The organism is Arthrobacter sp. EPSL27, from assembly GCF_001512305.1.
Classification (GTDB): domain Bacteria; phylum Actinomycetota; class Actinomycetes; order Actinomycetales; family Micrococcaceae; genus Arthrobacter.
Window position 1 is genome coordinate 188,717 of sequence record NZ_LNUT01000004.1, and the last position, 14,394, is coordinate 203,110.

Below are 14,394 nucleotides of genomic sequence, written 5' to 3' on the forward strand. Positions count from 1 at the left end.
GGCTGCGTCTAGTTACTGCGCGTCCCGCGCAGGGCGGCAACCAGCACCACAGACGCCAGCAGCTGCAGCACCGCCACGGAAGCGATCAGCGGCGGACGGGTGTCATAGAGGACGCCATACAGGATCCCGCCTGCCAGCGCACCGGCTCCTTGAAACGCGGCGAAGACGCCGTACGCCGCGCCTTGGCGCTGTTCGGGCACCAGGTCCGCGAGCAACGCCTTGACGGTGGAGTCCTGGATGCCCAGTGCGATGCCCCAGATAAGCACCCCGGCGACCGCGAGTCCGGTCACCGGGGACAGAGCCAGCACAGGCACGGCGGCCGTCAGTACGGGAATCGAGAGGAGCACCCAAGCGCCGGAACGGTCGTAGAGGGCGCCGCTGGCAAGTGCACCCAGGGCAGCCGCCGCCATTGCGGCCGCGTAGAGAAGAGCGACCACGGACACCGGCACGCCCGCCGTCGTCGTGAGGTGGAACGAGATGACACCGAAGGCAACCAGCCCGGCACTCCAGCAGAACGCCGCGGCGGCGAACAGGACAAAGCTCCTGGTGAACAGCGACGCCGGACCACCGTCCACGTGCGGGGCGGCCGGACCGACGGCGGTTTCCCGGATCCGGCCGGCAGGAACCGCCTGCTCGGTGGGGCCGAGGCCGGGCATCCGTCGGCGCAGCCAGAACAACAGGAACATGGCCGCCGCCGCAGGGACGGACAGCACCGCGAAGGCGGCCGAGAGGTTTCCGGTGGCGGTGAGGACGGCGGCGACCAAGACCGGTCCGAGCAGGGCGCCGATAAGGTCGAGGGACTTATGTACCGCGAAGCCGCGGCCCCGTCCGACCGGCTTGGCGGCCGCGGCCAGCAGCACCGTCTTCGCCGGGCTGCGGACGGCCTTTCCGATCCGGTCCCCGATGATCAGCACCGAAGCCAGAACCAGGCCCGACGTGCCGGCCAGCGGTGCGACGGCGAGCAACGGCACGCAGACGGCGGTAAGCCCATAGCCGGCCAGCGTGAACGTCCAGTATTTGCGGGTGCGGTCTGCCCAGGGCCCAAACACCAGCCGGAGCCCTTGCGCCGCTGCCTCGGCGGCACCTGTCACGAGGCCGACCAGCAGCGCGGAGGCACCCAGCTGCGCGAGCAGGGGGCCAGCCAACGGCCGGGCGCCGTCGGAGACGACATCGGCGGCCAGGCTGACGAGCCCCAGACCGATCACCGGGCCCCACAGCACACGCCGCTGCGCCCCTGCAGGTGCAGGCCGCCCGGTCCGCCCGCGGGCTGGGACGCTTCGGCGGGGCGGGTTCATTCCCCAAGGTTCGCGGACATAGCGTGGCAGGACAAGAGTGCGGCAGGGCAAGGGTGCGGCAGGACAAAGGTGCGGCAGTCTGCCGTCAGGCGGAAGCCCGGAGGTTCAGGAAGACTGACGCGACGACCAGCAGGCCGCCGAGCGCCAGCAGGAGTGCGCCCGCGACGCTGGGGCCATCCAGCTCTCTCGAGGCTGGTGGCTGTGCGGCCAGGGGAAATGCAGTCTCGGACGGGGCCGGCGCTGACGGGGCCGTCGACGTCGGAGCCGCGGTGGCCGTGCTGCCACCGGCGGGGGATTCGCTGGTGGACGGTATCCCGGCCGGCGGCGGGGCGACAGGGGCCGCGGTCGGTGTTGGCGCCAGGGTGCCTGTCGGAGCAGGAACCACCGGGAGGCTCGGAGTTGGGGCCCTTCCCGGCGGGGTTTTAGGGGAAGCTGGGCCACTGGTTGCGGTGGTGGTCGGGACGGGGGTTGCCTTGGGTTTTGGACGGTCCGGGGACGACGGGCAGATCAGCGCCGGAACGATTCCTCCGACGGAGTCGCACGGGGCGCCGGTGGCTGGCACAGCGAGGATCAGGGGCGCGGATGCCAGCATCAGTCCGGCCATGATGGTGTAGCTGGCCCGTTTTCGCGTCTTCACCCGATCCATCGTAGGGCCGCGGAGGGCGATGGGCGGGACCTCGGTGTTGAGCGTTGACGGCACATCGGCCGGAGACCACCCGAAAACCGCCGCGGTGGATTGCCTCTTGGTCCAGGCGACACTCCACGGTCCGGGGCGACTTTGGACGCGATTTTAGCCCTCGGACCGGGCATTCGCGGCGTTTCCGTGTCAAAGTGCCCCCGCACCGCTGCCGCCGGGCGAAACGTGAGGCGCCCGAGTCCGTGGTTCAGCGCCTCGCCATGGTCCTGCCGCGACGCTCTGGATAGGCGGGGCACTAACGGAGAAAACAAACGGCCCCGGCAAGAGCGCCGGGGCCGTGAGTTTGAGATCTGAGCTTCCTGCCAGAATCGAACTGGCGACCTTCTCATTACGAGTCAGAATGGATAGGCCTATCTGACAAGGTGTAAACCCCTGCTCGGTGACGAAAAAGTGACATGCTAGTGCCAATCCAGCCGGGCAAGGGCACTGTTGAGTCGGCCTGCACTGTCGTGTAGATCGTGATCGAAAAGACCCGCATAGGTGTCCAGGGTCATCGTCGCACTGGCGTGCCCTGCGATGCGTTGCACCACTTTGACATTCGCCCCGTGGCTGATTGCGAGGCTGACAGCCGTGTGGCGGAGGTCGTGGAAGGTGGGCCGAGGGAATGCCGGATTTGTGCTGGAAGCCTTGGCAATAGCGGGGGCGTAATGACGGCGCGTCCACGTATTATTCCTGAGGACGGACCCCCGTCCGCCGGTAAAAATTCTGTCGCTGCCGGTGCTCTCACTGTTCAGCCGCTCAAGCCGCTGGGCAATGAGGCGGGGAAGCGGGACGACTCGGCTCTCCCCGCCCTTGGTTGGCCCCAATATTAATCTTCCGCCCACTTCAGAAAATGCTCGTCGGACGGCCACTGATGGCGTGGAACCCAGCTCTAAGTCTTCAAATGATAGGGCCGTTATCTCGCCCCAGCGCAAGCCACACGTCCCAGCAAGCATCACGAAGAGCTCGAAGCCATCACACTCACGAGCCAAAGATGTTAGCTGTGGCATGGTGAGATAGACGTGCTCGCGCTGCTTTTCCTTGGCGGGTATGTAGTCGGTCTGGCCAAGTGGATCTTTTGCGGGGTTATTGGGAAGCAAGCGCTTCTTCACGGCATGTCCCATTAGTCGCCCGAAATACAGCCCGACCTCACGTCGGGTGGTTACGCCCGCGGGACGGCCGTCCTGTCCTTTCAAGGTCGTGACCCACTCGGCGACATCATCGTAGCGGACGTTGCTGACCGGCGTGTGTGCCCATCTAGGCGCTACATAGTTCTCGTAGCATCGGCGGTAATTGTCTACGGTCTTGGGGCTGGCGGGCTTCCGGCCATTGGCACCGACGTTGGCAATGCGCTCTATCCATTCAATATAGAGCCGGGAAACAGTGACTTTAGTGGCGGCGCGGGGATCTATGAACGTGCCGCCGCGTATTGCCTTGACCGTGGTATGAAGAAAATCTTCGGCCTCGCGCTTCGTGGCAAACCGCTTTCGCTGGCGTACGCCATCCGCCGTGGTCCAATCGGCCTGCCAGCGCTTCACTCCGGTTGTAAGTTTCTTGACGGCCACTACAGTGAATCCTTTCTGGCCCGCATTTCCGTCCACAGAGCATTGGCAGCGCCCCTATAAGCCGGGGCTATGCGTGATGCCCGCCCCTTGCCTTCCAAGATGCCTTTGGCTCGGGCGCGTCGAAGTCGTGCTGACCATGTCTCCACACTCTCACCGGTCCATTCGCCGAGTCTTTTTACAGGTTCGATGGACACGCCCGCCAGGGCTTCATAGGCGGCTGCAATGTGAACATAGTCGTTGTCTGTTTCTACGCGGGATGGCATAGGGGAAAGTGCGCCCTGGATGTCCGCAATAGACATCTGCTCGTAGCGCTCCTGCATCAAGGCTTTTGCATGTGCCATTGGGATGGATCGCAGAACGGAAGTTGTGATCCCTTCGAAGGCGGGACGCTCAGCACGTTCCGATGACGCGTCGTACCCCATACCGTAATCAAAGGCGTCAAACTCGATATGAAGAGAGTTGGGCTCCCGAAAGTCTCCCATCGGGTGTCCCACAATCCAGCCGATCACGACCGTCAGGCCGTGGACTCTGTAGCGCGCCCTCAGGATGGGCAGCGTTAGTCCCCCTTCGAGAGTGACTTCTTCCTCGGCTTCAGCATGCTTCCCGAGGTACTCGACGCCCGGGGGGAGTGTAGGTAACTGCGAAATGTCCATGCGCCGACAGTAGCACTGTTAGCTTGGCAAGGCAACAGGGCTTGGCACGGTTGCGTTGGCAAGGAAACTATACTACTGTGCTGATTACACGGTTTGCTTGTCAATAAAACCGTGCTTTTCACTACTGAGTTAGGAGCTCCTTGAGCACGTTAGTACAGGTCGGCCATGTCGATCACCCCTCTGGTGCCACCTCCCCATCCCCGTATTTGACGCGACGCCAAACTGCGGCGTATCTCAACGTCTCCGAAAAGTGGTTGGCGCAGTCGGGCCGCACGTCCGGCCCGCACTTCCACAAATTCGGCAACCACTGCCGCTACCACCTTGACGACATCCACCAGTGGGCACGCCAGCAGCGGGTGAAGCTGTGATCACGACCGAGCGTCTGCGCTTGACGGTGGATGCGGTGTCGGCCGGGGTTAGCAATCTCGAGGATCGGGAGTTGGTTCTGCTGGGCCGTTCTCTGAAGGTCAGCTATCTGGCGACAGCCAACCCCCGGTTCGACGACTTTGTGCGGGTCGATTTCCTTGGATGTCATGTTTGGACTGGATCTCAGGGGCCGATGGGCTACGGGAAGTTTCGCCTCGGAGACAGGGTGGTAGCGGCGCACCGGTTCGCGTACGAGCGAACCAAGGCCTGCATCCCTGATGGGATGCAGGTAGACCACATCTGCAGAAAACCCTGCTGCGTTAACCCTGGTCATTTACAACTCGTCACACAACAGCAGAATCTCGCCCTGGCCCGCATTCGAGCAGGGAAGCCTTCAACCTACGGACGGCGAGATGCGCTCAACGACGGACTCGCCGTCGATCTCGCCGATCTGCTTCTATATGAGTCTGATTCCCCTTCGCCCGCGGAGATATCAGCCTGGCTGCCGCCGCTGGTCAGCGTCGGCTGGGATCAGGTAGATGAAGGGTGGTGTGACCCACGCTTCCGCAGCTGAGCTTCGAGCCATCGATTTGGACGGTCCGGCGTTACGTCGATGCCGTAGAGACGTCCGCCCTGAAACCGAAAGTTCGAAACACCTTGCATGCAATGGTTGAGCATGCGGCAGCTCAGTACTCAACTATTGATCGGGCGACGCTTCTCCAGCTGACAGGCGGACGTCGCGAGGCGACCATTACTGCACACTGGCGTCAGGCACGATCCCAGGGGCTGCTGGTCAGCAAACAGCGGTTCAACGCCACTTCAATCCACAAGTTCACCATCCCGGGCATTGATGATGCCCATGTGGATGAACTTGCGCTAGGAACGCCCCTGCGGGGCCATGTCTGGACACCTGAAGAACTAGCATGGTGGGAGAGATTGGATGTTGCGGCGCCCGTGGCGCCACCTTGGTCAGGCGGCCCACCACCATTCTAAAAAACCGCACTCTAAATAAGGGTGAACCATAGCCGGCCAGGCTTGTGAACCCTGTTGACGTCGCCCACACCCTCGGGCGACCGCGCCCGAGGGTGGATTCCTTGACCTAGCTGTATCCATAGGTGCTTGGCTTTCCCAAGTTCTGATGGCCCCTTCACCGGAGACCGCCCCAAGGCGGGCTCTCCCTGCCTAGGCGACGGGCGCCGCCAACGTACCATCACTAGTGATGCGCCCGCCGCGGGCGCCCGCCTCGAAGTGCCTGATTTGTTCTTGGAAAACCTTCGGAAGGAGACTCCGGAGCAAAACCCCACCCTGGAGTAGCGGACGACGTCGCACGCGGACGGAGGCCAGCCTTGCTCTCATGCCAGTCGATGAAATGGTTTGCAGTCGAAAATCATAGATCCAGCATTGGGGCGGAATCCGGCTGTCTCACGACTTTCTAACCCGTACGCATGGAGAGGTGCTATGACCACCGGGGGCGAACGATGCGTGAAAGGGGGACTACCCCCCACCCACCATCGGCCGCCCAGAAAAGGAGCGGGCAGATAACGCCATTCCCCTGATCTTCTTCACCGTCGGCAGTGACAACCAGTTCTCCCTGTGCCGAATAGTCATGGAGCTCAAGTCTGCCTGGAGCCATTTGATGATCTTCATGACGTGCTGGTCAGTCAGGTCCAGGCCGTTGCCAACCTGTATGTCCACCTGACCTATGCTCAGCGCCCGAGCCCGGACGTTGATCGTGATGTTGAAGGAGGGGTAGGTGTCCTGCAAGTTGCCCAGAAGCTCAGGGAGGAACGTGGCTATGAGGGAGGCCGTGTCATAGGACGCGGTGGCTGTTTGGGGGCGCGGGGGCACATGGTCCGCGAGCAGCGTCACAGTTACGGCCGGGCGGAGTCGCCTACGTGCCAAGGTTGTCACCCGGGCACGCCACGCCAGAAGAAATTTGACGAGGGTTGATAAGTAGCCGACGACCTTCATAAAGGGATCGATGGCCTCGAACAGGCCTGGCCCACCCGCAGCAGCACCGATGGGAACCACTGTCGCTTCGGAATTTTTCAAGCCGATGCCGTCCAAGAATTTCCCGACCGTATCGGATACTGGCGAAACATTGGGCTGAAGGAGCGATGTGACGGGATAAGACCGGACATGGTAGCCGATCACGTCCGTCGGTAGGTCCTCATAGTCCGCCCAAAACCTTTGGCTCCAGTCGGTCGCCGCGCACATGCCGTGTGTCCCCTCGTTCAATGAAATCCCGCCCACAGCTTACGCAACCCTGACGCCGCAACCTGTCGTCTCGTAACCCAAGAGATCTAAGACGCTTTGGTTGCGAGACAGGTTCCATGTCGAAAACGCCTCCAAATGTGTCTCGCTTGCGTGTCTTACAAGCTGCTGTTAATTTTGCTGTAGTGAATCACTGTTATGAGACACCTTGAGGAGCAAGACATGACAAAGCTGATTGGATACGCCCGGGTATCAACCAAGGCTCAGGAGACTGACAGGCAGGAGATTGATCTACTGGCGGCCGGCGTGCGGAGGGATGACCTTTACGTGGATCACGGTGTGAGCGGAGCTAAGGCATCCAGGCTGCACTTGGAAAAGGCGCTGGGGGCCTTGCATGAAGGCGACACTTTGGTAGTCACAACGCTGGATCGTTTGGGACGATCCACCGTGAACATGCTGACGTTGGCGGATGAGATTAGAGGCAAGGGGGCAGGGCTCCGTGTGCTCAACTTGGGCGGGGGAGATGTGGACACTGGTACCCCAATGGGAGCGATGGTCTTTACGGTGATGGCCGCTCTCGGACAGATGGAGCTCGAAATCAAACGGGAGCGGATCGCCGACAGTGTGAACAAGAGGCGAGCTGCGGGGCTCGACTTGGGGGGTCGAAAAGCCAAGTTCACAGATCGCCAAGTACGCAATGCAGCGAAGCTCATCCAGGATGGACAACCAGCCGCGCAGGTTGCACGCGACCTTGGGATGTCCCGCGCCACTCTGTACCGCCGAATAAGGGACCTAGCTTCTCGACCCGGTACTGCCGCCCTTGTTCCGTAGCCTCGTCACACGGTGAACGAGATGTCGCGCCTGCGCCACCATGAGATGGCTCGCCTCAGGGGCTCGTAATCAATGTGCGAGAGGTATTTTGCTTCCGTCGAGGAGGTCATGGCGGCGTTGGTGTCAGCTAGCCATAGGACCGCCTGGACTCTTGGGCTAAGACCAGTTCTGTCGAAGTAGCTGGACCTGAAGGACCCATTCAGCTCCCCGGCGATGGCAAGCAGCACAAAGAAGCCCGCCACATGCTCTGATTCCCAGTCGCGATCGTAGATCGGCCTCAGTCGCTCCGGCGCGCCCGGCGGGACCCGCAACCCCAGCATCGTCTCTGCGTCTGTTACGGGTATACCTGACCACGGCTGCTTGTGATTGTCGTCAGCTCGCTCCAAGTCTCCTAAGAACGAACCACCTATTGCAGAGAGGGTGGTGTCCCGGCTCTCTGAACGACCGTAGACGAAGTCTTCGACCAGATCCCCTGTGACTGCGCTATCCATGTCGAAGTCAGAGATATAGGACAAAACTACAGACTCCCTAGTGAGAGCTGAGTTCCAAGGGATTAGTGCCAGTGCGGCATCTCGAGAAATCAAGCCAGAGGCGAAGGCAGCGGCGTGCGCGGGCCAGTCAGTTGGCGCTTCACCGACTCGCGGGTAGAGCTTTTCCAACACGTCGTAAACGGCGTCTTCTCTTTCTGAGGTCCACTCCTGCGTGCTGACGAGACGCTCCATAATTAGGTGACAGAGGAACGCTACGGCAACAAAGGTTTCTGCGGGTTTCGAGGGCCAAGTAGACACAGTCGCTGCATGGTGCAGTAGAAGCTCAAACTGCGCCTGACTGCGAATGGAAAAATTGACCAAGGCGTTCAGCACTCCTTCGGCTTGGAGCGTGGTTAGCTGCGTCCGTGGCGGTTGCGCGTCTGCCTCCATTGCTGCGGCATCTTGCAGTCTCATCCGCCGCGAGAAGTCTCCAATATCGAGGGCTTCGTAGGCTTCCTCGTCTATCAAGTCGGAAACATGACGAGATTCGGTGTGAAGGTCGCTCAGGTTAACCCCCGGGAAGGCTTCGACGATGCTATCCGTATACAGAGCTATCGCCGCATCTGCGAATAGGGCGTCGACCGTCCTTGTGAAGTCAACGAAATCCCGGAGACTGGTGCAAAACATAAGCAAATGCAGAGCATCGCGTGGAGAGCTCACCGAGACGTTGGCAAGAAGTACTTCGCCGAACTTGGATGCTCCTCCGGCCCTGTACGTGTTCCACAAAGAAACGGCTATTTGCGCAACTGACCACCCATTCATGTGAATGAGGCGATCCCTAACCTTCGAAAAGAGCTCCTCAGTATTATCGCTGGACCGAGCCAAGTGAACCGCGGAGAAGTATTCCAAGAAAGACTGGTGGACGAACCCGAAGCGAGGCTGATTTGAACGATCTCGACCCACTTCTGTGATTACCCAAGCGCGGCCAGACCAGGCATTTACTAGCACCTGGGCTTGTTCGCGAGCGACGTCGACGGCAATAGTTGTTTGCTCCTGGAAGAAGTCCTGCAGCTCCTGAATCAATCGGCCCTGTGGCATTCCCTCGCGTCGGTATTCGGCGTCGTCGAGGATGAGTGATGCGATGTGAAACAGGGCTGGCCGGAGGTCAGTCCGCCAGACACCAGGGTCTTCCAGCCCACGCATTACACTCCACTGCTGGAACATCAGAGTGGCGCATCGTTCATACAGTTCGGCCAGGGTGCGAGGAATATCGCCCTGATGGTAAAAGACACTGCACAGCAGGCTAAGCATCAACGGATTGGCCCGTAAGTCGGGGGCATACTTCTCCGTCTCGGATAAGAACGAAGATGTTGTTTCTGCGTCCACCGCCCCGTCCACCAGATTCCGACTTGCAAACCATTTGTGGGCGTATCGGTCGACCTGATCCGGCTGGAAGTCGTTGACGGCAACGTGCAGAAACTCTTGAGGCGTAAAGGCTATGGCTGCATAACCGATGATGCGCGTCGTTACGACTACTGCCGAGGCCGGATACAACCGCGCAAAATTGATGATCGCATCTCTGATAAGCGCGCGGTCGGCGCTATTGAGAACCTCGTCGTAGCCGTCAAAAAAGATCGTGGCTCTGCCGGTCAAGAGCATGTAGTCGATCCAGCCATCGGGGGGAGGGTGCTGCATCATTTGCGTTATACCTCGGACGATATGTTCCTTGAACAGGCCTGAATCGCTTGCGGTCCGAGACTGATAATGCTTAAGCTCCAAAACAAAGGGGATAGGGGGATCCGCCGATTCATCGGTCGTGATCATCTGTACAGCATGCTTAACCAATGTGGATTTGCCGACGCCTGCCGGGCCAAGAATCACTGTGCGGGAAGACTTAGTGAAGGCGCCACGAACGGTTAGCTCGCCGCCCTGCACGGGCGCGTCGTGTATGCGACGGGGGATGCCAGTTGCTGGATTAGGCGCTTCCGTCAACGTCGGCTCCACGTAGATGCTGGACAGTTCGAGGGGCGGAGCATCCTGGCCGAGGTGCTGAAGAGACACGTATCCGTATTTCGACGACATTGCTCGCCGATACCTCTCGGAGTAGTCCCTGTAGGTAGCCAAACTAGGTTGGCCGAGCGCTCGGAACAACTCCGAACGCGCCTCAGCCTCGGAGAACAGAAACAGCGCTGGGGGCTTGTCCGCCGATCGCGGAATTGAAGAGCGGTTCTCTTGCCGCGCTTGCGCGCTTGCGGACAATCGAAGTACTTCTGTTAGTACTGTCGTTACCTGTTCAAGCTCCGAGTCTGGAATACGCGCTTCAAGGGCCAGATGAGCGCGCAGCTCTTTCTCGAAGGCCTGGGCGTAGCTGCTGACCTCGCTTGATGACCCTTCAGTTTGCACTTCATTACTATGTGCAACGTGAGCTAGGTACATGAGGTAGGACACTGACCCATTGTGAACGAGAAATTGTCCGACCTTTTCCGCTGTCGAAGTACTTATTCCAGCATTCTCTAGGATGGCTTGGGCTCGCAGATTTCGCTCGCGTTGTGGAGAGCGAGGGTCAGAATTGGTTCGGCTTCTCCTCATGGAGGCCGACAGCCGGCCCATGCCGGTCTGCGTTAGGTTAGCCGCCACGGAGGAGACGTACTGAACCATAAACGAGACCTGATCAGGGGTGAGGTCGAACGTCATCTCGCTTTCCTGTCTCGCCAGCCAGGGTTGGCTGCGCATCCCTCAAAATTTTCGTCATGTCCGCTCTGTCTCATGCCCGGGGAGCAACACGTTCATTAGGTGAGGGACTGGGCAGTTCCTCTGCAGAGATCTGACCATCCGCAAGAATTTTTTCGAGCAAGACCTCCTGCAGGGGATATAGATCCAGCGTGTGTGTCAGCATCCGGAGCAAATCGAGGAGTTCACCGTTCCAAGCGTCCTCCCATTCGGTGGGACGGATGAGATCGAGCGGGGTAGCGAGCTTGGGATTAGATGCACGGCCCACCCCTTTTCTTGTACGGGATCCAATCCACCGTTCCACCACGGGAAAGCCCGAAACCGAAAACTCCCACACCTCCTTGCGGACCCCCGTAACGGAGCCATCTCCGATCTCAAGCCTGTTCGTGTTTTCGTCGTAACTAATGTCGAGACGCGAGTCAGGCAGCTTAGTGACTGGTTTGTCCCAGCCGATGCCGTCGATGTTGGGGATTCGGTTACCCCGATTGTTCTCCTGCGAACGAAAGCGCTGCGCTCCGGTCTGAAGCCAAAGGAGCTGCTGGCCCAAATTGACAGCCTGGTCGAAGAGATCTCGGTTGGCCGTAAGCGGAAGATGGGGACCGGGACGTGATAGCTGTTCGTGGAAGATCCGCTCGTAAGCCGGGTGTGCCATGACTGCGTAGGTATACGCTGCGAGATCCTCTGCAGAAATTTTCGTATTTAGTCGGTTTCCCACATAGTCCAGAAGACCCGACGTGACATTTGGTTGTTCTCCTGCAGCATCTCGATAGAGAGGTATTACGTCCTTCCCTCCGCGCCCACTGAAGTGATGGAAATCGGGAACATGGACGCTTGCCGTTAAAGCCGGACCGCTACCTAGAGGCGTCGTAGCAAGCGTGGAGAGGAATACCTGCTTGTCTGAAGCGCTTGCCCAAAGTGAGGGCCTTTCGAGGAGCGCCACTCGGGGATCCTGAAAGGTCCACTGGGCGTCAAAGCTCCTGTAGGCGAGCCTCACAATTGCTTTGTGTGGTGCATCGCTGGGTAGGTCGGAAAGGCGTGGTAATCCAGCCACTGTGGTGTGGATATTGCGACCAGTTGTTGCCGTCACGAATGCCTCGGCCCGCTCCGTGGCATCGACTCGCGCCAAGAGGGACTTCCAACGTTCCTTCAACACGGAAGCTGACGGGGCAGTAGCCCAAGACCGCCCGAAGATGACCCCCGGCTGCTGCCAGGGGAACACGTCAGTTACGGCGGGCATGGCGTCCCAAATGTCATCTTCCGATGGGGGGAGCATTATTCCGCCTGCGTCAATGCTCAGGGTCAGCCAGCCGTCCGGGTCTACTGCTGGTGCTTGCACCGAATCGAGGGCTGTTAGTTTCTTTGACGCGGTGCCTGTGACGCGACGGTATTTGACGAGTGCGGGCTCTTCGCTGGTTTCACCGCGTCTGAAGATGGTAACGATCGAAACCGCCGTTTGAATTGAAAAAACGTTCTCTTCTCGCTGGGCTCCTCGTCCCTCTCCACCTAGGTCGATTACCCAGACTTCGTCTCCGAAGGAACGGACGAGTTCCCTCAGCCCTACGAAGGCCGGGCCACGAAGCCATGAGGAACTTGTTATGAAGGAAACTACTGCCGGAGCTTTGGGGTTCTGCTCGAAAGCCTTCCAAACCGCCCAACGCCAAAAATATACGTAGTCGTCGTAGATGCTTCGCATGGCGCTGAAGATAACGCCGTGCCTCTGAGCAGACTCGGTGATATCGGCAAACAAGGCACGTCCGCTCGCAGGATGAACGACCCAGCCGCCTCCGGACCTGGCCGTCCGGCGTTTGTATGGAGGATTTCCCATTACTACCGTCACCGGCTGAAGGCGCTTTACGTCTGCGGCCTTAGCCCGTTCTTCGGCGAGCACTGCAACGTCACCCCAAAGTCCCAGGGTTGGGGGAGCAGCTACGGGGTCTTCGAGGGTGTCGGTAAGGTAGACGCGAACTTCTTCGGGTGGGGTTAGGCTCCCCGCCATCTCGGCAAGACGCTGTCCGATCCGCAGATGAGAAACCGCGTACGGCCCAGGCAGTAGTTCGAAGGCCATCACGTTGGAAGCGAGCGACTTGGCTACCTGCTGAGGCCCAGCATCGCCGCGCTCTCGCTTTGCGACAGCGGCAGCTTGATCCAGCACTGCAAGTGGATACGTGCCCGAACCAGTGGCGGGATCTAGGGTCACCACTTCTTGGTCGCCGAAGCTCAGTGGTTTGCCTAGCTCCTCTGTCAGGATGTAATCCACGAGCCTAACCTGGCACTCAACGATCTTGGTTGGGGTGTAGTAAACCCCAGCTTCCTTTCGTGCTTTAGCGTCATACTTCTCAAGAAAGTCTTCATAAAACCAAAGCCAAGGCTCGCCCCTGGAATCCTTTGATTTGGCTATCGCCGAGGCATCGACGACGGACGCAAGTCGTTCGATCGCTCCGATTTCCGGTGCCAACGAACGATAAAGACCGGGTACTTCGAGAGCAGGCCCCAAAGCGGCCGCCAGCACACCGTTGGGTCCTCGAAGGAAATCTCGCGCTTCAGACAAAGACAAGAAATTGTCCTTATTGGCGTCGGCTTTGCCTCGCAGAGCCGCGATAGCCAACGAGTATGAAACAACTTGAGCCAGATCGGAAGCGAAATCCTTGTCCGATACGCCCTCGTGAACATTCGTCGCCCATGCCTTCTTCGCTGCCTCGATTGGGGCAACGAGCGTTTCGGGCTGAAGACCCGCCAGCAGGCGTTCCCGAAGCAGCTTCGCGAGGGGCGCCAAGCGCGACGACAACTCGGATACCCTCTTTATTGTTCGTGGACGAGCGCTGGTAAATAGCCGTAGAAGATCTATGAGGCCTTGCGGATCCCAAGTCCCCGCGGTGACAGGCATGGAGGCCTCGGCGACCTTTTCGCCGGTGTTGTAGAGAGCGACTGCCTCGCCATCCGTCACGATGAGCGAATCTAGTTCCGCCAACAGCGCCCACTGCTTTTTCTCACGGCCGCGCCATTGCTCGCCGTCAACGGAATGACCCGGAGCCTTAAGCTCTACCCAGCCGCATGCCCGTCCATCCAAGAGGGCCGCGAAGTCGGGACGGAGTCCGGTTAACTGGGCCTCCCGCAACAGGTCCAGTCGGCCCAGACCCCCACTGCTCGCCACTGACACTAGCAAGTCATGGACCGGCACAGTTAACTGGGCTTCGGGCTCTGCGGCGACCCCCGACAATTCGGCGGATCCGATTGACTGAACGTATTTTGCTGCGGCTTCCCCAAGAGTCATGGAATCACTCTGCCACAAAGTGGAAGCACATCATTTGACCGCGCTGATCGTGGCGTCGGGTGTTACCTCAAAGGGTCTTGTGGCTGTGCGGTGGCCCTGTCTGTAGGTGACGAAAAAGTGACGAATGAGCTGGGAATCAGACAAAAAAGCGAGGAACGCATAAGATTCTCTGCTTGTCCACAAGCAAGCCAAAACCCCCGGAAATCGTTGATCTCCGGGGGTTTTTCTTGAGCTTCCTGCCAGAATCGAACTGGCGACCTTCTCATTACGAGTGAGACGCTCTACCAACTGAGCTAAGGAAGCAACCGGCTGAATGGTCCGGG

9 protein-coding genes and 1 tRNA gene are annotated in these 14,394 nt (G+C 59.7%); 3 read left to right on the forward strand and 7 right to left on the reverse strand.

Annotation, left to right across the window (positions count from 1 at the left end):
- Positions 1 to 8 precede the first annotated feature (8 nt).
- From AR539_RS05705 to AR539_RS19295, 3 genes are all read right to left on the reverse strand, one after another.
- Positions 9 to 1,295 (reverse strand): MFS transporter, encoded by a 1,287-nt coding sequence (locus tag AR539_RS05705; protein ID WP_082699208.1) that lies wholly within the window; start codon positions 1,293 to 1,295, stop codon positions 9 to 11.
- Positions 1,296 to 2,390: 1,095 nt separating this feature from the next.
- Complete coding sequence (locus AR539_RS18920; protein ID WP_157360932.1) at positions 2,391 to 3,536, reverse strand: tyrosine-type recombinase/integrase; 1,146 nt, start codon at positions 3,534 to 3,536, stop codon at positions 2,391 to 2,393.
- Positions 3,536 to 4,189, reverse strand: a complete 654-nt coding sequence (locus AR539_RS19295; protein ID WP_157360933.1) for a hypothetical protein — start codon at positions 4,187 to 4,189, stop codon at positions 3,536 to 3,538. The genes AR539_RS18920 and AR539_RS19295 overlap by 1 nt, the downstream gene beginning before the upstream one ends.
- 140 nt (positions 4,190 to 4,329) lie before the next feature.
- On the opposite strand from AR539_RS19295, the gene AR539_RS19300 reads away from it, so the two are divergent.
- Both AR539_RS19300 and AR539_RS18925 read left to right on the forward strand, forming a co-directional pair.
- Complete coding sequence (locus tag AR539_RS19300; RefSeq protein WP_157360934.1) at positions 4,330 to 4,557, forward strand: helix-turn-helix transcriptional regulator; 228 nt, start codon at positions 4,330 to 4,332, stop codon at positions 4,555 to 4,557.
- Positions 4,554 to 5,129, forward strand: a complete 576-nt coding sequence (locus AR539_RS18925; protein ID WP_082699210.1) for an HNH endonuclease signature motif containing protein — start codon at positions 4,554 to 4,556, stop codon at positions 5,127 to 5,129. Before AR539_RS19300 ends, AR539_RS18925 begins: the two co-directional genes overlap by 4 nt.
- Before the next feature lie 920 nt (positions 5,130 to 6,049).
- Here the strand turns inward: AR539_RS18925 and AR539_RS05710 are convergent.
- Positions 6,050 to 6,709, reverse strand: coding sequence for a hypothetical protein (locus AR539_RS05710; RefSeq protein WP_197410567.1), 660 nt, complete (start codon positions 6,707 to 6,709; stop codon positions 6,050 to 6,052).
- Between the two features lie 282 nt (positions 6,710 to 6,991).
- On the opposite strand from AR539_RS05710, the gene AR539_RS05715 reads away from it, so the two are divergent.
- Positions 6,992 to 7,600 carry a recombinase family protein gene (locus AR539_RS05715; protein WP_066436126.1) on the forward strand — a complete coding sequence of 203 codons (609 nt, stop codon included), beginning with the start codon at positions 6,992 to 6,994 and terminating at the stop codon, positions 7,598 to 7,600.
- A gap of 5 nt (positions 7,601 to 7,605) precedes the next feature.
- Here the strand turns inward: AR539_RS05715 and AR539_RS05720 are convergent, their stop codons facing one another.
- From AR539_RS05720 to AR539_RS05725, 3 genes are all read right to left on the reverse strand, one after another.
- Positions 7,606 to 10,518 carry an NACHT domain-containing protein gene (locus AR539_RS05720; protein WP_197410568.1) on the reverse strand — a complete coding sequence of 971 codons (2,913 nt, stop codon included), beginning with the start codon at positions 10,516 to 10,518 and terminating at the stop codon, positions 7,606 to 7,608.
- Positions 10,519 to 10,834: 316 nt separating this feature from the next.
- Positions 10,835 to 13,744 carry a type ISP restriction/modification enzyme gene (locus AR539_RS19305; RefSeq protein ID WP_197410569.1) on the reverse strand — a complete coding sequence of 970 codons (2,910 nt, stop codon included), beginning with the start codon at positions 13,742 to 13,744 and terminating at the stop codon, positions 10,835 to 10,837.
- A gap of 557 nt (positions 13,745 to 14,301) precedes the next feature.
- Positions 14,302 to 14,374 (reverse strand) — tRNA-Thr (locus tag AR539_RS05725).
- Positions 14,375 to 14,394: the final 20 nt, after the last annotated feature.

What these genes read in the sequence shown, in the direction of transcription:
- AR539_RS05705 (WP_082699208.1), bottom strand. Translation starts at nt 1,295, where the DNA reads ATGAACCCGCCCCGCCGAAGCGTCCCAGCCCGCGGGCGGACCGGGCGG.
- AR539_RS19295 (WP_157360933.1), bottom strand. Translation starts at nt 4,189, where the DNA reads ATGGACATTTCGCAGTTACCTACACTCCCCCCGGGCGTCGAGTACCTC.
- AR539_RS05715 (WP_066436126.1), top strand. Translation starts at nt 6,992, where the DNA reads ATGACAAAGCTGATTGGATACGCCCGGGTATCAACCAAGGCTCAGGAG.